This window comes from Dyadobacter sp. SG02 (assembly GCF_900109045.1).
Taxonomy (GTDB): domain Bacteria; phylum Bacteroidota; class Bacteroidia; order Cytophagales; family Spirosomataceae; genus Dyadobacter.
In genome coordinates, this window is record NZ_FNYL01000016.1 from 59350 (window position 1) to 77490 (window position 18141).

At 51.1% G+C, this 18141-nt stretch carries 17 protein-coding genes; all 17 read left to right on the top strand.

Annotated elements, in window-relative coordinates:
- Positions 1 to 6 precede the first annotated feature (6 nt).
- Positions 7 to 876 carry an N-acetylglucosamine kinase gene (locus BMW93_RS29290; protein ID WP_090384945.1) on the top strand — a complete coding sequence of 290 codons (870 nt, stop codon included), beginning with the start codon at positions 7 to 9 and terminating at the stop codon, positions 874 to 876.
- Between the two features lie 105 nt (positions 877 to 981).
- Entirely contained in the window at positions 982 to 2232 is a 1251-nt protein-coding gene (locus tag BMW93_RS29295) for a sensor histidine kinase KdpD (protein ID WP_090384948.1), read from the top strand.
- Entirely contained in the window at positions 2232 to 2918 is a 687-nt protein-coding gene (locus BMW93_RS29300) for a response regulator transcription factor (RefSeq protein ID WP_090149477.1), read from the top strand. The genes BMW93_RS29295 and BMW93_RS29300 overlap by 1 nt, the downstream gene beginning before the upstream one ends.
- A gap of 93 nt (positions 2919 to 3011) precedes the next feature.
- Positions 3012 to 3251: a 50S ribosomal protein L28 gene (rpmB, locus tag BMW93_RS29305; protein ID WP_090384950.1), complete on the top strand. Its 240-nt coding sequence runs from the start codon at positions 3012 to 3014 to the stop codon at positions 3249 to 3251.
- 89 nt (positions 3252 to 3340) lie between these two features.
- Positions 3341 to 3829 carry a 2-amino-4-hydroxy-6-hydroxymethyldihydropteridine diphosphokinase gene (folK, locus tag BMW93_RS29310; protein ID WP_229240963.1) on the top strand — a complete coding sequence of 163 codons (489 nt, stop codon included), beginning with the start codon at positions 3341 to 3343 and terminating at the stop codon, positions 3827 to 3829.
- 289 nt (positions 3830 to 4118) lie between these two features.
- On the top strand, positions 4119 to 6482 hold the full coding sequence (locus BMW93_RS29315; protein ID WP_090384955.1) for a TonB-dependent receptor: 2364 nt from the start codon (positions 4119 to 4121) through the stop codon (positions 6480 to 6482).
- 39 nt (positions 6483 to 6521) lie between these two features.
- Entirely contained in the window at positions 6522 to 7454 is a 933-nt protein-coding gene (locus BMW93_RS29320) for a DUF4249 domain-containing protein (RefSeq protein WP_090384957.1), read from the top strand.
- A gap of 90 nt (positions 7455 to 7544) precedes the next feature.
- On the top strand, positions 7545 to 8663 hold the full coding sequence (locus tag BMW93_RS29325) for a P1 family peptidase (protein WP_090384959.1): 1119 nt from the start codon (positions 7545 to 7547) through the stop codon (positions 8661 to 8663).
- Between the two features lie 236 nt (positions 8664 to 8899).
- On the top strand, positions 8900 to 9550 hold the full coding sequence (locus BMW93_RS29330; RefSeq protein ID WP_090384962.1) for a response regulator transcription factor: 651 nt from the start codon (positions 8900 to 8902) through the stop codon (positions 9548 to 9550).
- A gap of 104 nt (positions 9551 to 9654) precedes the next feature.
- On the top strand, positions 9655 to 9879 hold the full coding sequence (locus tag BMW93_RS29335; protein ID WP_255372361.1) for a response regulator transcription factor: 225 nt from the start codon (positions 9655 to 9657) through the stop codon (positions 9877 to 9879).
- Between the two features lie 21 nt (positions 9880 to 9900).
- Positions 9901 to 11064, top strand: coding sequence for a hypothetical protein (locus tag BMW93_RS29340; protein WP_090384966.1), 1164 nt, complete (start codon positions 9901 to 9903; stop codon positions 11062 to 11064).
- A 172-nt stretch (positions 11065 to 11236) separates the two neighbouring features.
- Complete coding sequence (locus tag BMW93_RS29345) at positions 11237 to 12184, top strand: hypothetical protein (RefSeq protein WP_090384968.1); 948 nt, start codon at positions 11237 to 11239, stop codon at positions 12182 to 12184.
- 32 nt (positions 12185 to 12216) lie between these two features.
- Positions 12217 to 14688: an ATP-dependent Clp protease ATP-binding subunit gene (locus BMW93_RS29350; RefSeq protein WP_090384971.1), complete on the top strand. Its 2472-nt coding sequence runs from the start codon at positions 12217 to 12219 to the stop codon at positions 14686 to 14688.
- Positions 14689 to 14730: 42 nt separating this feature from the next.
- Positions 14731 to 15198 carry a hypothetical protein gene (locus tag BMW93_RS29355; RefSeq protein ID WP_090384973.1) on the top strand — a complete coding sequence of 156 codons (468 nt, stop codon included), beginning with the start codon at positions 14731 to 14733 and terminating at the stop codon, positions 15196 to 15198.
- A gap of 42 nt (positions 15199 to 15240) precedes the next feature.
- Positions 15241 to 16080: a hypothetical protein gene (locus BMW93_RS29360; RefSeq protein ID WP_090384976.1), complete on the top strand. Its 840-nt coding sequence runs from the start codon at positions 15241 to 15243 to the stop codon at positions 16078 to 16080.
- Positions 16081 to 16122: 42 nt separating this feature from the next.
- Entirely contained in the window at positions 16123 to 17271 is a 1149-nt protein-coding gene (locus BMW93_RS29365) for a hypothetical protein (protein WP_090384978.1), read from the top strand.
- 134 nt (positions 17272 to 17405) lie between these two features.
- Positions 17406 to 18140, top strand: a complete 735-nt coding sequence (locus BMW93_RS29370) for a fibronectin type III domain-containing protein (RefSeq protein WP_229240965.1) — start codon at positions 17406 to 17408, stop codon at positions 18138 to 18140.
- Position 18141 lies beyond the last annotated feature (1 nt).

Below are 18141 nucleotides of genomic sequence, written 5' to 3' on the forward strand. Positions count from 1 at the left end.
TCCTTCATGTCTTCCAAATACATCCTCATAGCCGACAGCGGCTCGACCAAAACGGACTGGGCCTGCATTGACGGTAAAAGTGACAATTATCAATCGGTACAGTCGGCGGGCATTAACCCCTTTTACCAGACCACCGAAGAAATCATACCCGTTTTGCAAAGCGAAGTTACCCCGAACATCGGCGGCGCTGTTCAGGAAATCCATTTTTACGGCGCGGGCTGCGCCAACGAGCAATCGAGCCTGCCCGTTACTGATGCATTGAAGCATTGTTTTCCCTCAGCAACGGTTGTGGAAGTGGCCTCGGATATGCTCGGGGCCGCGCGCGGGCTATGCGGACATGAGCCCGGGCTCGCGTGTATATTGGGCACAGGCGCGAACAATGCTTTTTTCGATGGTACCCGCATTACGCATTCCATCGGCTCGCTGGGTTTCTGGCTGGGCGACGAGGGTAGCGGTTCCTATTTAGGCAAAACATTGGTCGTGCATTACCTGCAAAATGAGTTACCGGCAGACCTTCACGAAAGTTTCATTAAAGAATACCCCGGCCTCGATCGCCTCACCGTGCTCGACCATGCCTACAAAAAGCCTTACCCGAACCGGTATTTTGCTTCGTATTCCAGATTCATTGCTGAAAACCGTACCCATGCATTCATCCAGGCTTTGCTCGGCAACGCATTCGGGTTGTTTGTTAAAAAGTATGTTTTGAAACATGCCAACGCGGCACAATACCCTGTGCATTTCACGGGTTCAATCGCCTATTACTACCAGGATATACTTCGAACGGTGCTGGAAAACAACGGTTTGAAGACAGGCCGCATCCTGAAATCACCTTTGGAAGGGCTTGTAGACTACCACCTCACCGATTTGAAAGCTTAAAAAGTTAATGAAATGTTAAACACCGCCGCGTCGGCTACGTTACGGCTGGCACGGCTGTTTAATTGAACGAATGGCCGTATATTTATTGGTCATTTCGAGTTAGTTATGTCAAGACGTACCATTCAGTCCCTCACGGTTTTTTCTGCATTGCTCATTATCGGCGTCGTTATCACGCAGATATACTGGGTAAAGCAAGCGCTAGACCTCCGGCACCGGCAGTTCAACCAGAATGCCCACATAGCATTGCAGGACGTGGCCGGGAAATTGGCCCATGTGTGCGGGGTAATGCAAACCACCAACCCCGTAGAGCAACTTTCGCCCGAATATTTTCTGGTGAATACCAATGCCACCACCCAGCCCGAAGTGCTGGAACATTTTATCAAGGACAGTTTTCAAAAACATAACCTGATCACCAATTTCGAGATCGGTATTTACGACTGTACCACCAACCGGATTCGCTACGGAATGTCGCTGAGCACGAAGAACAACGACAAAATCCCCACCAAAACGACCAATTGGATTAAAACAGACAAATATCCATACTACTTCGGCGTACGCTTTCCGGAGCAGGAAACGTATTTTGCGGGTAGCATCAGCGGGGCCATCTGGTCGTCAGCGCTCGTATTGGTGGCGGTGTCGTTCTTTGCCTATGCATTGTTTATCATTTTAAGGCAAAAACAGCTTTCCGAAGTGCAGCGGGATTTTGTCAATAACATGACCCACGAGCTGCAAACGCCCATTTCGACGATCCGCATTGCCGCTGACGTGCTCAATTCCGATAATATTGTGACGCAACCGCAGCGCCATAAACGCTACGTGCAGATCGTCCAGGACGAAATCCTCCGCTTGCAGGGGCAGGTGGAAATGGTACTTTCCATGGCCAAAGCCGAACGCGATGCATTGCATTTGCAAAAAGAGCGGCTCGACGCCCGGCAGATGATCGAATCCATTCTGTTGCCATATGAAGAAAAAGTACGGTTCCAGGCCAATGCGACAAACTACCAAATCGACGCCGACCCGTTCCACCTGCGCTGCCTGATCAGCAACCTGGTCGATAATGCATTGAAATATTCCGATGATGTGCCGGATGTGGTTGTGGACGCATACAATAAAGGTAATAACCTCGTTATAGCTGTCCGCGACCAGGGCATAGGCATCGCGCCCGAGTACCAGAAGAAGGTTTTCAACCAGTTTTTTCGCATTCCCTACGGCGATGTGCATAACGTGAAAGGCTTCGGGATAGGTTTGAGTTATGTCAAACAGATCGTCCGAGCGCACCGCTGGCACCTTCGGCTGGAAAGCGCCCTGGGCAAAGGCAGTACATTTAAAATCACTATTCCGCAGAAACACGCTTGATGAAAAAGAGAATCCTGTACGTCGAAGACGACCCCAATCTGGCATTTGCCACCAAGGATAACCTCGAACAATACGATTACGAAGTCGTGCACGCGACGGACGGCGCCGAAGCGCTGGAATTTTTCGGGAAAGAGCATTTTGATATTTGTGTTCTCGACATTATGCTGCCCAAAATGGACGGCTTCACATTGGCCGAGAAGATCCGCAGCTCCGACAGCCAGGTACCCATTCTGTTTCTCTCCGCGCGTTCGATGCAGGAAGACAAGATCAAAGGCCTCAAACTCGGCGCCGACGATTACGTCACCAAGCCATTCAGCATCGAGGAACTGAAACTCCGGATCGACGTTTTCCTCCGCCGGAGCAAAGCCGATTCGATATTGGTCGTAAAACCCGGCAGCAGGCAGATCGGTAAATATGTATTTGATTTTCAAAAACTCACATTGACACTGGACGGCAAATCGCAAAGCCTCACTTTCCGCGAGGCCGAAGTATTGAAATTCATGGCCGAACGCACCGATCAGGTGATCCGCCGCGACGAGCTTTTGAAGGCCATATGGGGCGATGACGACTATTTTATGGGAAGAAGCCTCGATGTTTTTATTTCCAGGTTACGCAAATATCTCTCGGGCGATCCCGACATCCGCATCGATAATGTGCACGGCGTCGGGTTCAGGATGAGATGGTAAAATGCTGTTTTTTTGAAAATTTGTTTTGTCGTTACTTGCTCAACAAAAATTAATTACGCATCTTTGCACCCTCATTTGGAAAAATTGTAAGTCATGGCTAAGGTTTGTCAAATAACAGGTAAAAGAACTCGCGTCGGAAATAACGTTTCTCACGCTAACAATAAAACAAAACGTAAATTCTTCCCGAATTTGCAAAAGAAACGTTTCTTCCTTCCTTCATCAGGAGAGTGGGTTACGTTGAAAGTAGCAGCTTCTGCTCTTCGTACCATCAATAAAAACGGTATCGAAGCAACTATACAAAAAGCATACGACAAAGGAACACTTACGTTCTAAAAGGAATTTTACGAATTTATTGGAAAAGGACTTTCCTCCATCGGGAAGTCCTTTTTTTCGTGCATTGAAGTTCCCTAATGCTTTCCGTTATGGCGACCGAACCCGTTTTTCTGTTGTTAGGCTCCAACCTCGGCGATCGCCCGCAGGTACTCGCGGCTGCGCGTGAGGCGATTGCGGACCTGGCCGGAAGCATTACCAGTCAATCCGCCATCTACGAAACCGAGCCCTGGGGTATTACCTACCAGCCGGCATTCCTCAACCAGGTACTCGAAATTTCCACCTCCCTCCTGCCTGAGGATTTGCTCAGGATCATTCTCAATATCGAACACGACCTCGGGCGCGTACGTTACGAGCGCTGGGGCGCACGCGTGATCGACATCGATATGCTCTATTTCGGTCAAGTAATTATGGACAGCGCCCGGCTTACATTACCTCACCCCCGCATTCAGGACCGCCGTTTCGTACTCGCACCACTGGCCGAAATCGCACCGGACTTCCTTCATCCGCTTTTGCAAAAAACCTCCACCCAATTACTGGAACAATGCCCCGACACCTCCGCTGTGTCAAAAATACCTTGAAATAGTACCATAAGCAGTTTGACTGTTTCATTTTGGACATCGAGCCATTTATTCAGGTTTTTTACCAGTTCATCATTTTTTACTGTCTTTTTAAGCTGATTAACACGTGCTTTGTTCGCCTTTGTAACTATTGCTGAAATATTTTTTCTCAATGCGCAGGGGGTATATCCACACTGAGTTGTCACGGAGAAAAGGAAAAATTCAATTTGATCGTCTGCATTAAAAACGGCGATTTCCCTTTTTGCCAGCAACAGAATAAACCAGTTTATAGTAACTATCGTAAAAGTCCATGAAAAACAAAGTACTCAAATGCCTTCTATTAGCCTTGATCAGCCTGCCGGCACTCGCCCAGAACCGGCACTCGGTGAGTGGTTACGTGAAAGACAACTCGAATGGCGAGGGACTTATCGGCGTATCCGTTTACGTGCGTGAAGCCGAAACCGGCGTTGTCACCAACCCTTACGGTTTCTATTCACTAACCCTCCCCGACGGCAAGTACACGCTGGTATTTACCTACATCGGTTACCAGAAAGCGACCCGCGAGGTGGTGCTCGATGGTGACAAGACCGTGAGCATTGAAATGTCCGACGAAAGTAACCAGCTCTCGGAAGTTACCATTTCGACGCAAAAGGAAGACGAGAACGTGCGCAGCATCGAAATGTCGGTGAACAAGGTGGAGATGAAAACCATCCGCAAAATGCCCGCATTGCTTGGTGAAGTCGACCTTATCCGCAGCATTCAGCTGCTTCCGGGCGTGACGACCGTCGGCGAGGGTGCCTCGGGTTTTAACGTGCGTGGTGGGGATGTTTCCCAAAACCTGGTACTGCTCGACGAAGCACCGGTTTATAACTCTTCCCACTTATTCGGCTTCTTCTCGGTATTCAACCCGGATGCCGTGAAGGATGTGAAACTGATCAAAGGCGGTATCCCGTCGCAATATGGAGGCCGTATTTCTTCCATTCTGGACGTGCGTATGAAAGAAGGTAATGCCAAGAAACGCGAGATCAACGGCGGTATCGGTTCAATCTTCTCCCGTTTGACTTACGAACAGCCTTTTGCGAAAGGGAAAGGGTCGTTTATCGTGGCAGGCCGTCGTTCGTACATTGATGTTTTGGCCAAACCATTTCTGAACTCGGATTTGAAGGATTCGAAATTCTATTTCTATGACCTGACGGCAAAGGTGAATTACCAATTGGGTAACAAGGATACATTCTACGCGTCGGGTTACTTTGGGAAAGACGTATTCGGCGGCGGAGATTTCGGTTTCGGATGGGGTAATGCTACGGCGACAGCGCGCTGGAACCACATTTTCTCCAACAAGCTGTTCATGAACCTGACCGGTTATTACAGCAACTACGATTATAACCTCGGCCAGAACCAGAACAAACCCGACGCCAAAGACAAATTCGACTGGAAATCGAAAATCATCAGCACGAGTATCAAGCCTGATTTTACATTTTACATTACTCCCAACAACCAGCTGACGTTCGGTGGCCAATACATCTATTATGATACACGTCCCGGCAAAGCTACGTTCGTTTCGGAAGGCGATATGCAAGACATTAGCCTCGAACCGCGTTATGCCGACGAATCAGCATTATATATAGGTAATGAACTGAAATTCGGCGACCGTATCTCATTGCAGTATGGCGCGAGGTATTCCTACTTCCGCAGCCTCGGCCCGGCCACAGAATACGAATATGCCGACAAGGGCAAAGGCGTTAGCAAAGACCCGATTTTCCCGGGTACCGAATACAAAAGAGGTGATGTGATCAAAAGCTACGGAAACCTGGAACCGCGGGCCGCATTGAATATCGGTATTACGAGCAATGCGTCCATTAAAGCCAGCTATAACCGCACTTCGCAGTACCTGCATTTGCTTTCCAACACCGCAGCCAGTTCGCCACTCGACGTGTGGACGTTGAGCGGGATCAATATCAAGCCCGAAAAAGCGGATCAGGTTGCATTAGGCTGGTTCCAGAACTTCCAGGACAATACTTACGAAGCTTCGGTGGAAGTGTATTACAAAAAACTATACAACCAGATCGACTATGTGCCTGCTTCCGACCTGCTGCTGAACGAATATTTTGTCGGCGACCTGCTTTTCGGCAAAGGCCGGGCTTACGGGGCTGAGTTTTATGTGAAAAAAAACAAGGGCAGACTGACCGGCTGGGTAAGCTACACATTGTCCCGGACCGAGCGTTTGGTAGAATCTGTTAACAATGATGACTGGTTCCCTGCGCGCTTCGATAAGCCGCATAACATTACCGCAGTGGCCATTTATGAACTGACCAAGCGGTTGTCACTCTCGTCGAATTTCACGATTCAGAGCGGTACACCGGCTACATTCCCGACTAACCGTTACAGTACCGGCGGTTTTGAGATTGGCAACAACTATGGTGGCTTCCGCAACAACAGCCGCATTCCTGCCTACCACCGCCTGGATCTGGCTGCTACATTGAAGGCGAAAAAGAAACTTTTCAAGGTAGGTGAAGGCGAATGGGTATTCTCGGTGTACAATGTTTACAACCGCCGCAACCCTTTCTCGGTCTACACACGGGTGAACGAAGACAATCCGCTCAAAACGGAGGCCGTCCGCTATTCCGTGATCGGGAATTTCATTCCTTCTGTGACCTACAACTTCAAGTTCTGACACCAACCAACAGAAATCTATCAAGCCTGAAATATAGCAATGATGAAAAAGCTTAATACATTGAAATACCTCAAATTCCCTGCATTGTTCGCCCTGGCGCTTGCTACGCTCACGGGTTGCGAAGATGTGATCGACCTCGATACGGCCAATGGGCCTTCCCAGCTCGTGGTCGACGGCTGGCTGACCAACCAGGCCGGCGAGCAAGCCATTAAATTGACCTGGTCGCAAGCTTACTTCGATAACAATGCACCGAAACCCGTCCTTGGCGCGCAGGTGACGGTTACCGACGATAAAGGCAAAGTTTACAAATTCGAAGACGCTGACGGCGACGGCAAATATACCTGGGGCAAAACCACCGCCGACACGCTTGGGCACGTCGGCCGCACCTATTCGCTCAAAGTGGTGAACGGTACCGACACATTTACCGCTAAATCCGAGCTGAAACGCGTTCCAACCGTGGATTCGGTGGTTTATCGTCACGAAAAATGGCCTTTTGAACCTGATAAGGGCCCTCGTGAAGGTTTTGTGGCCTCATTTTACGCACGCGACCTCGAAGGTGAAGGTGATACTTACTGGATCAAACCCGTGATCCGTGGCAAGGCAGTTGTAGATAAAGCAGTGAATATCTCCATTGCTTACGATGCTGCATTCGGTGCCGGAGCGCCTTCCGACGGCCTGATATTCATCCTGCCGCTGCGCGAATCCATCACCACCGACTCGCTGTATTCGGCTGGGGCGGAAGTGGGTGTGGAACTGCACAGCATTACTTACGAAGCATTCGAATTCCTGAAACAGGTAAGTGAGCAGGCTGCCAATGGCGGGTTATTTGCAACGCCTATCGCCAATGTCCGGTCGAATGTGATCAATGCCGATCCGAAAGGCCCGAAAGCGCTCGGATTTTTCAGCACATCGGCTGTAAGCCGCATGGAAACGGTCATCGACCCTGAAAAAGCCCGCCCGGACGACGACTAAAAATTACACTTCAACAGCAGATGTATCCACTGGAGAGCCCCGGTTCCCAGTGGATTTTTTATTATATTTCAATCTAAATCGAACTGACTAATGAAGCACCTCTTCTCACTCCTTCTCATGTTGCCCCTTACCCTCGCCGCCCAGAAACGCCCCCGCGAACTGGGTATCAAAATCGGTGTGCTGCCAACAGGCGCATTGAATGCGATCACGGATGTGGCTGGTGTGAAGGTAGGTCAGGTGACGCTCACGGAAGGCGCGGACGTACGCACAGGCGTGACGGCCATTCTACCGCACAGTGGCAATATGTTCCAGCAAAAGGTCCAGGCTGCGATGTACATTGGTAATGGTTTTGGTAAAATGACGGGCTATTCGCAGGTCGAGGAACTCGGTACGATCGAATCCCCTATTGTTTTAACCAACACATTAAGCGTACCTACCGCCGCCGACGCTGTAATCGACTGGACATTATCGCAAAAAGGCAACGAGAATGTGAGATCGGTGAATCCGGTCATCGGAGAAACGAATGACGGTTTCCTGAACGACATCCGGGGACGGCACGTGCGGAAAGACCACGTCCTGAATGCATTGGCCCAGGCCGAAAATGGCCCGGTGACCGAAGGCAATGTAGGCGCCGGCACCGGAACTGTTTGTTTTGGATGGAAAGGCGGCATCGGCACGGCGTCGCGGAAATTGCCTGAGAAGCTGGGCAATTACACGGTAGGCGTATTGGTACAAACCAATTTTGGCGGTGTTTTGAAAGTAAACGGCGTACCGGTAGGTCAGGAACTGGGTAAATATGCATTCAAAGAATCGCTCGACAAGTCATCGGACGGCTCCTGCATGATGGTACTCGCCACGGATGCGCCCCTGGACACCCGAAATCTGAAACGACTTGCGAAACGCGTCATGCTCGGCATGGCACAAACGGGCGGTATTGCGGCAAATGGCAGTGGCGACTATGTGATCGCGTTCTCGACAGCCAACAAAGTATTGCACGAAACATCCGAAGCGGTTTTCAGCTCGGCATTCCTGCACAACGACTACGTGTCACCCCTCTTCATGGCCGCAATGGAAGCGACCGAGGAAGCCATTGTCAACTCGCTTTTCATGGCCAGAACCTCCGAAGGCACTCAGGGGCACAAGGTAGAAGAGCTTCCGAAAGACAAAGTGCTGGAAATCATGCGCAAGTATGGGCGGATCAAGGAATAGCCTGAGAAATAGTTTGACGTATATAGTAAACAGTCAGTGAATACCCCTAAGGGATTCCCTTATATTTTGGCTAATGCAAACAATTAGTTAGGATTTTACTCAAAAAACGCTAATTTTCAACCCTTTACGAAACCGGGTAATCTTACTTGTCTTTTCCTGTACTTTCCCGTATTGCCGCACCTGTCGCTTAGAATTACTTTTGATGTATTAAATTATGATACTCAACCCCGAAAAGTATGGAACATTCTATTACACACGCGTGCCTCGTACATCCGCACCCCTTAGAGTGCGAGGCGGTTGCAGAATGGCTGAGGAGGAGGTCTTACATCGAGCTGGTTGGTAAGTGCAACAATCTTGAACTCATCACGCAGTTACCCTACCTGAAAGAAATCGATATCGTAGTCGTATTTGCCCATCACGCCGAGAAGACGGCAGACCAGATTTTAAAGATCAGAAAACTCTACCCCAAATTGAAATTTCTCCTGCTCGCCCCCAGCCCATCGGCCGAATCGGTCCGCGAGGTAGTGCGGTCGGGCGTAAGCGGCTACATTGTTTTCGAAGCCGAACTCGATGAATGGGAGCGCGCCATACGGGCCGTTTCGGAAGGAAAAGTGTATTACGGACAAGAAGTAATGCTCAAACTGGCCGAAACATCCATGGATAAATACATCCAGGAACCCGCACCTTCCACCCGTGATTTTTTAAGCAAAAGAGAAGTTGAGATCCTCCGGCTCGTGGCCAGCGAATACTCTACCAACAAGATCGCCAGCGAGCTCTGTATCAGCGACAAAACTGTCGAAACCCACCGTCGTAACCTCTTTCAGAAACTGGGTGTCAGAAACTCGGTAGGTCTCACCAAGGTAGCCGTCCGCATGGGCGTAGTGTAGTTTTTTGCAGGTTTTCATAGTGGAAAACACTTAGAAACAGCAGTCAAAACCATTAGTAAAATCAGGGTAAAAATCCGGAAAATTCAGGGTATCTGCCGATTGAAATAGCGCCTGCGCCGCAACAACTTTGTCTAAGTGTTTTAATTATGGAACTGACAAAGCGCGAAAAGGAAATCCTGGACCTGATCATGGACGAAATGAGCTCCAAGGAGATCGCCGAGAGGCTGCAAGTGAGCATTTCCACGGTGGAAGCCTACCGGCGAAGTCTGTTCAGAAAATTCGGTGTACGTTCGGTGATAGGGCTGGTGAAAGCAGCCATGAAAATGTAGTACTCGTAATTGGAAATTGGTATGGCAGATATCCGCCGCATGGCCGTCAACTGGGTCGACGGGATGAAAATCTCGCGTCAGCATTTTATCGAAACAGATCACTACCACACCGATCAGCTTCGACGCGCCGGAGCCGCATTGTTAACCCCGCTGAACTATGGCCTGCTGCTCCCGAAAGACGGTAACGATTCGTTGGAAATACAGGTATTAGGCGATGCGGGAAATCAGATCAGGGTAAAAGTGAATCGCTGCCAGGCGATAGCGCCCGACGGCAGCCTGCTCGACATCGAAGAAACCGACGAACTGAAACTCGATACTTCGCTGGCCGGAATTTTGGAACAATACCGGCTTCCGATGACACAGAATGTGGAAATATATATGGTACTCAGCGTAGGCGTATTCGAAAGGCAGCCGGCCGGAACACCGTCGGAATCGGAAATCCCGGTGCGGCACCCTTACACGCTTCCACTGGCCCGCGTAAGCCTGGTGCCCGCCGAACTCATCAATATCGAACAATGGGGCGGCCCCGGGCTGATCATCGGCAAGCTGGCGTACAGCAATTCCGAATTGCGCGTTTTGCACGATTTTGTACCGGCAAGCCGGGCGGTGCGCAGCCACAAAAACCTGCGAGAATGGCATAGCCGGTGGACGGGTTACCTGAACGACATTGAAATGTACTCGTTCCGGATCTTGCAGAAGATCAAGACCAAAAGCCAGAAGAGTACGCTTTCCGATAGTGTCCAGTTGATGGTGGAAGGGCTGGTGAGCACGATGGCGATGGTCAATATCAGTTTCCAGCGACTGGTGCCTTTCGAGCCTCCGGTACAAATGGTAACGTCGATGATTCAGACGGCCCAGGCTATTCGCGTAGCATTGGAATGCCTCACCGACCGGGAAAAGGAAGAGTTACTGGCCTATCTCGGCGAATGGGCCGACGATTCGCCGGGAAGCATCGAAAAGCAGTTATTAGCCGTGATACAGGTACCGTTCAATCAAAATGACATATTGCCCGGCCTGCGGATTGTCGACAGTTTTTATAGCATGTGGACGGCCCTGTTCCTGAAACTGAGCCAGCTTGAATTTATCGGTAAAAGAAAAGGACAGCAGGTTTTCATCATCGAAAGTCCCGTACACGAACCGCCGGTGCAGCCGGAGAAAACAAAATCGCGGTGGAGCCCTCTTTAGCGCTTCTGTCCGTCCCTTTCCCAGGGGTTTAAACCCCTGGATATAAAATGACCCGCGCCTCTGGCGCTACCTATGATATTTCCAACCCAGGGCTTCTGCCTTGGGCGCACCCACGATACGTCACTATACCCACGACACGTCACCATACCTACGCACAGCATGTAGCACAACTATGGAACCAATTAACAAAACCCAGCGAAAAACAGCGATCGGCAGGTTCGTAGGCATGTACGTACTATCGCTCACGTTCCCGCTCGCAGCCGTGTACCTGCTCATGCGCGTGCCCGACTCGGTCAGCGCATCGGAAACGCGCCGGTACCGTCTGATCGTCGAGGAACAGGACCCGATGCTGGTCGATACCGACACGCTCAGCCAGATATCACGCCGGCTCATCCAGCTCGATGGCCTGTACAGCAGCGCCACCGACGAAATGGCCAAAGCAACTGCCCGGACGCAGCTGGTAGATATTGAAAGCCGCATCAACAGCATTATGAGCCATTTCAATAACCTCGCTGCATCGGCAGCTCATGAGCAAAACAAACGCCTGTCGACCGGCATTGCCAAACTAACCGAAGCGTTAGTCACCTACCGCCAGACCATCGGCGAGCTCCGGCGCACATTGGATAGCAAGGGTATCGATATGCAAGTGGTGAATGATCTCCGTAACCAGATTAATATGAAGGATCTGGAAATCAAAGGCATGGAACGCCAGCTGCTGACTGCCGCCGTGAGTGGTGGTGGTGGAGGTGGGGGAGGCGGGGGCGGCGGCGGCCCGGATAAAGAGCTGCAAGCCAAAGTGGCCTCTCTGCAACGCGATCTCGACAATTGCAGGAGTTCCAAATCGGGAGGTGGAGACATTTCGGCCATCCAAAGACAACTCGATGAATGCCTCGCAGCAAGAAGTGGCACCGCCGTCACATACCGCGAATGGCTCAGGTATTCCGAAGCGGAAGGTTACTACCAGTTGCTCACACAGGGAAACCTGCGTAAGAACGATCGCAAAGTGTATTACGACCAGGCGAAACAGATATTCGACGGTTTACAGGTTTCGACCGCCAATAAGGAAATGAAGGCCAAAGCGACAGAGCGGTTATTGGCACTGCAAAAAAATCAGCCCTGAGAAACAGCGTTCCAAATCCATCCTATTAATCCATGCAAACCGAAGCACTCAGATACGCGATCACGATCGCACAGTCGTTGGCGCGCGAATACCGGCAGGAACGTTTTGGCCCCGCGCACTTGCTCATGGGCCTGCTGCACAATGATGTGGGCCTGGCTTCCGAGCTCGTGATGGCCGGCAAAGACCTCCCGTACCTGCGTGACTGGGCTGAGGTACGCCTGGAAGAAACCGCCAAATCGGTGCGGGTACCCGAACTGCCGCAACCTGACAACCAGGCGACCGCAACGCTGGAACTCGCCGACCTCATCGCATTGCAGTTCAATATCGATACCGACCCGCTTTGCACATTAGCTGCCCTACTCAAAGCAGGAGTGGGGTTCTCTTCCGACCAATTGAAATCCCTTCCCATTACCCAGAAAGAGGTATTAGCGCTCCATGCCGCGCCACTCACTGCTGACAATGGAGAAACCCAAAATACAAAGCAGGCTTCCCCGGCGACGGTAAAAGGCACCGGCTACCTGGAAAAGTACACATCCGATAAAACCCAGCGGGCGGCAGAAGGGAAAACCGACCCCATCATCGGCCGCGACCGGGAGATACGCCAAATGGCCGAAATACTGGGCAGAAGAAGTAAACCCAATGTAATACTGACCGGAGAACCCGGCGTAGGCAAATCGGCACTGGTAGAAGGTTTTTCCAAACTCATTGCAGAGAAAAAAGTGCCCCAATTACTGCAAAACGCCCGTTTACTTGAACTGGACACGGGCTCACTCGTAGCCGGGGCATCTTACAAAGGCGAAATCGAGGAGCGGTTGAAAGGTATTTTAAATGAATTGAAGGGATTTGATAAGGCCATTCTGTTTATCGACGAAATACATATGCTGCTCGATCCGAAAGGCTCGGTCGGTGCGGGCGTTGCCCAACTGCTCAAACCGGAGCTGGCACGAGGCGAACTGACATTAATAGGCGCCACCACACCGGAAGAATACCGGAAGTACATTGAAAAGGACGAAGCATTCTCCCGCCGGTTCGAAATACTCCATGTGGAAGAGCCCGACGAAGCCACAGCGACGCGTATGATCGAGTATATGCTGCCCGTTTACGAAGCGCACCACGGCCTGAAAGTTTCGGAAGGTACCGCGGCTGAGGCTGTCAAACTGGCGAAAAGGTATGTGAAAGACCGTCGTCTCCCCGACGTCGCGCTCGACCTGCTTGATCGGACAATGGCAGCCATGCGGTTGATGGACGAAGTTTCCGAAAATGAATTAGCGACATTACAAACGGATCTTGACACCCTGATGGCCGTCGACGAAGCGGAAAGGCTCCACGAGCTCAAATGGTTTGCCCGGCAACTGCCCAACCGCCTTAGCCCCCTGCTTACCGGCCAGCTCGATGCCGGCGACGACGCCGATCTCGAAACATCGGAAGGCATTCATAATCAATTAAATAATAAACTTTCCGCACTGCGAAACCTGGCCATACGCCGGTCGGACTCGATCGACAAAAACGACGTGGCGGCCATTATTTCCCATAAAACAGGCATACCGCTGGGTAAGCTCCAGAGCTCGGAGCGTGACAAATTATTAGGAATTGACGAAGTGTTGAAAAAAAGGGTGGTAGGCCAGGACCAGGCAGTGAAAGCACTGAGCGAAGCCATTCTCGAATCGCGCTCCGGCCTGATTAAGGCCGGGCAACCCATCGGTTCGTTCTTTTTGCTCGGACCAACCGGGACCGGTAAGACCGAAATCGCAAAAGCGCTGGCGGATTTCCTTTTCAATGATGAATCTTTCCTGATCCGGTTCGATATGTCGGAATTCAAGGAAGAGCATTCGGCAGCATTGCTGTACGGCGCGCCTCCGGGGTATGTCGGTTATGAAGAAGGTGGGCTATTGGTGAACAAAATCCGCCAGAAACCCTATTCGGTCGTACTGTTTGATGAAATAGAAAAGGCACACCCCTCTGTTTTTGACCTTTTCCTCCAAATCCTGGACGAGGGTAAGCTGCACGACAGGCTGGGCAAAGAAGGTGATTTCTCCAATGCGGTGATCCTTTTTACTTCCAATATCGGGCAAGAGCATATTATCCAGGAGTTTGGGAAAGGCGGCATTCCGCAGTCATCCGACCTGATGGAAATTATGGCCAAGTATTTCCGCCCTGAATTTTTGGCCCGGCTAACGGAAATCGTCCCGTTCGCACCGATTTCGGAGGATAATGTGGTTAAAATATTCGATATCCATTTACGCGGCCTTACGGACTTGCTCGACAAACAGGGTATCAGCCTCAACCTGACACCCGAAGCACGGAAAAGCATCGCAATGCAGGGTTTTACGCCAAGATATGGAGTAAGGCCGCTGAAAGGCGTCATCCGCAACCTGCTCCGGCGACCGGTAAGCCGGATGATTATCTCCGGCCAGGCCGGAAAAGGTTCCGTGATCGACCTCAGTACCGATAACAATGGAGAAGTCGTCTGGAATATCCACCAGGCAGAAAGCATATTAGAATAGCACCCATTTTAATAAACTATCCACACCTTCCTGAATCGAACAATGAGTGTACTTGGAAATGCTGTCGCGCAATTCGCGCAAACTAACCTGGCCGGCCAGGTAGGAAACGGAGAATGCTGGACACTGGCCGAACGCGCGCTTCAAAGCGCAGGCGCCAGGACATCCACCGAAATCATGGGCCACATCGGCCCGGACGACAATTACGTATGGGGTACCGCCATTACCTCGGCCAACCTCGAAGCGGGCGATATTATCCAGTTCCGGAATTATACATTCCGTTTCGATGCCTCTGACGGTGCCTGGCGAACGGAATCCCGGCCGCATCACACGGCGATTGTGATGTCGGTCGACACTTCCGGTACCGTGGAAGTATATGAATGCAATGTAAATAACAGCAAAAACGTACAGCAGAACCGTCTGTACCTGCGCACCGGCGCCATGAGCGGCGGAAGTGTGACCGTTTCTGGACAAATGTGGTTCTACCGTCCGCAAGCCCGCCCGACCACCTGACCCTCCGTGCAAGAAGTTATCCATCCGAAAACCTGAAACATTATGCACATTCATCTATTCAGAAATGCGAGGCGGTGGGATTCATGCCTTATTCCGATCGACGATACTACTTTCGGGATGATCCTGCAATTCAAAGTACACCTGGCACGTGTGAATCCCGACACGCGGTTTTTCATGGGCGACACTTATGCGACAGGCAACGGCATTTTGCACGATACCTACGGCCGCTTTCACCTGGAACGGTGGGGTGACCGGGAATGGGAAGATTACAAGAACCTGTTCGTCACGGTGGTGCAAAGGCATTGGAGTGATAAATTCATACTCAATCCGAACAAAGACTGGTATGTGCCCCGCACTTCCGCACCCCGTAACCCGGCTACGATCCAATGCGGCTTGTCCATTCAGCTGGTCGATACGTCGTCACAGGCGCATCAAACCTACCGGATCATCCATCCGAGGGAAGATACATTCCGGTCTTTTGTAATCGAATCCAGCCGAACCGGCATATTCACCCAAAACGACCTCGAATCGCACTGGAACGACCGTCCTACCCGTATAGGCTCGGAAACCCATAGTGTGTCGTTTTTGCAAACTACCATCAACCACGAGTTTGGTCACACGCTCGGGTTGGGGCACGTCAATGGCTCTGGTAACGAAGATCGCCACTATGGTGTAACACTGGCCCAGCGCGAAAATCAGATGGGTATGGGCGGGTTACTTACGCCGCGTCACGCGCAGCCATGGATCACGCGCCTGCGCAACCACCTGATCCCGCAAACGCATTACGATACGACAGTTTCCTTCCTCGGAAGAATTGCGAGCCCTCAGCTGATCGAATATTGGGACAACGACTGGCGGCCCGCCGCACCGGCAGCTTCCTGAAAATATGAATGAACCAATCCGCTGGATACAGCGACCAAAGCCATGCAAAAGTTTATCAGCTTATTAATAATCACAGGTCTTGCATTGCTCTTAAAAGCATGCAATATGTTCACACCGGTGGACCCGCTGACGCCGGCGGCATCGGAAGTGAGTGTCGAGCAGGTGTGGACGTCGGGTGCGACGGTGAGGGGAAAAATCGATAATCTCGACCCTAAAAACGACCGCCAGGAGAAAAAAAGCGGTAAAATACTTGAATACGGCTTTGTTTGGGCCACCCAAAACCAGCCTACCCTGGAAGCCGGAACCGTAATCAAGGTAGGCGAGGATAACCCTCCGACCCCGTTCGAATTCGTCCGCGAAATAAGCAGGCTGTCTGTCCTCACCACCTATTACGTACGCACCTATGCCCGCAACGAGGGAGGAGGCGTAGGATATGGCCCGGTAGCTACGTTCAAAACCGATGATTATGTGTTTGCGGAGCTTTCGATAGGCAAGATTACCACCACTTCCAAGGCATCTGCCGATATAGTGGTCAACATTCTTTCACTGGGCAATGCCGAAATCTCTTCATTCGGGGTTTGCTATTCTTCGACAAACAATGAGCCGACTACCAAAGACAGCCGGGCGGCGGCCAGCGGCAAAGCGGTCAAGGGTAGTTTCACCGTCAACGTAGGCGGATTATCCGCCGGAAACACTTACTACGCCCGTGCTTATGCGATTACTTTGGGCGGGATCATCTACAGTGATGCGACCACGGGATTTTCTCTCGGCGAGCCCGCTGTTTTTACCCCCAAGAAATCATTCATTATGTATTATTCCAACCCGTATGACCTGGATGGCGGAGAACTGGTATCACAAGTGGGCTCCGAGGACTGCAATTGGTACCCCTATAACGACAAGCCGGGTATCTATCCAAAAAACGGGGCCCGATTTGCGGTTTTAGGCGCCGTGAATTTCGACCAGGTGAAATACAGCGATCTCACAAGGGCTAACCTGTCGACGAACTTTATCAACGGAAGCTATACCGATACAAAAGCGAACCAGCTGCAAAACGGTACGGTGCTCGCATTTGTGACGAACCAGGGCAGGTATGGCAAGCTGCGCGTCGATGCCCACGGGGAAGATCGCACGCCCGGCGTGGCAGGCGGGGGCGATATGGAAGTGACCATTCTTACTTACGATAAACAGTAAGCGTATATACGTAACCGTAAGGAACATTAATTAAGGAAAACCTCATGAAAAAGCGTCCGATCAGTTGTTTGTTGATGTTGACTGCGATAGTCCAGTCCTGCAATCTCTTTTCGCCTGTTGATCCACTTCCGCCGATGGTATCCAAACTGGAACTGGTGGATATCAAACGCACAGAGATCACTGTGAGCGGCAACATTCAAAACCCGGACGCCAAAAACGACCGTCAGGAAAAGAAAAGCGGAGGTATTCTTGAATATGGAATAGTATACGGAACGTCGGCAGCACTCGACGTCCAGAAGGACAAGGTTCTCAAGCTAGGAGAAAAGCCTGCGCAAGTGCCAATCTTAATACAAAACCAAAAGATCACCGGACTTGCGGCCGACACGCGCTACTTCGTGGCGCTATATGCCCGGAACGAAGGCGGCGGGATGGCTTACAGCGAAATAGTGGAAGTAAAAACCACATTGTCACCTCCGATCAAAGTTACACGCAACTCCGTCAAAATATCCAACCGCAGCGGACTGGCGTATGACCTGGATGAAGGGAACATTGTGGTGAGCAGTGATCCGAAAGCGGATGTGGGCATTGATATATTCACCATTACAGGCCGCGGGACTACGCTTTCATTAGAGTCGATAGGCAATTTGCGACTAAAAACACTCGGAGTAGCCGAATACGACAAGATCTCCTACCTCGATCTGGCGCTCATCCAGGATCTGACCACCGCGGGTGTCGGCTACCTGGTGAATGCGCAGTCGGCCAACACGGTGATCGCATTCAGGACCGGGGAGGGAAGGCTGGGAAAATGGCGGCTGGAAAACGCATCCGCTAATGAGCTCACAATTAGCCTCGTTACGTACGATAATTGAT

Bases quoted from the DNA above. Each gene is read 5' to 3' on its own strand.
- BMW93_RS29345 (WP_090384968.1), top strand. From the start codon at position 11,237: ATGGAACCAATTAACAAAACCCAGCGAAAAACAGCGATCGGCAGGTTC.
- folK (WP_229240963.1), top strand. From the start codon at position 3,341: ATGGCGACCGAACCCGTTTTTCTGTTGTTAGGCTCCAACCTCGGCGAT.
- BMW93_RS29320 (WP_090384957.1), top strand. From the start codon at position 6,522: ATGATGAAAAAGCTTAATACATTGAAATACCTCAAATTCCCTGCATTG.
- BMW93_RS29360 (WP_090384976.1), top strand. From the start codon at position 15,241: ATGCACATTCATCTATTCAGAAATGCGAGGCGGTGGGATTCATGCCTT.
- BMW93_RS29295 (WP_090384948.1), top strand. From the start codon at position 982: ATGTCAAGACGTACCATTCAGTCCCTCACGGTTTTTTCTGCATTGCTC.
- rpmB (WP_090384950.1), top strand. From the start codon at position 3,012: ATGGCTAAGGTTTGTCAAATAACAGGTAAAAGAACTCGCGTCGGAAAT.
- BMW93_RS29315 (WP_090384955.1), top strand. From the start codon at position 4,119: ATGAAAAACAAAGTACTCAAATGCCTTCTATTAGCCTTGATCAGCCTG.
- BMW93_RS29290 (WP_090384945.1), top strand. From the start codon at position 7: ATGTCTTCCAAATACATCCTCATAGCCGACAGCGGCTCGACCAAAACG.
- BMW93_RS29350 (WP_090384971.1), top strand. From the start codon at position 12,217: ATGCAAACCGAAGCACTCAGATACGCGATCACGATCGCACAGTCGTTG.
- BMW93_RS29300 (WP_090149477.1), top strand. From the start codon at position 2,232: ATGAAAAAGAGAATCCTGTACGTCGAAGACGACCCCAATCTGGCATTT.
- BMW93_RS29365 (WP_090384978.1), top strand. From the start codon at position 16,123: ATGCAAAAGTTTATCAGCTTATTAATAATCACAGGTCTTGCATTGCTC.
- BMW93_RS29340 (WP_090384966.1), top strand. From the start codon at position 9,901: ATGGCAGATATCCGCCGCATGGCCGTCAACTGGGTCGACGGGATGAAA.
- BMW93_RS29330 (WP_090384962.1), top strand. From the start codon at position 8,900: ATGGAACATTCTATTACACACGCGTGCCTCGTACATCCGCACCCCTTA.
- BMW93_RS29370 (WP_229240965.1), top strand. From the start codon at position 17,406: ATGGTATCCAAACTGGAACTGGTGGATATCAAACGCACAGAGATCACT.
- BMW93_RS29355 (WP_090384973.1), top strand. From the start codon at position 14,731: ATGAGTGTACTTGGAAATGCTGTCGCGCAATTCGCGCAAACTAACCTG.
- BMW93_RS29325 (WP_090384959.1), top strand. From the start codon at position 7,545: ATGAAGCACCTCTTCTCACTCCTTCTCATGTTGCCCCTTACCCTCGCC.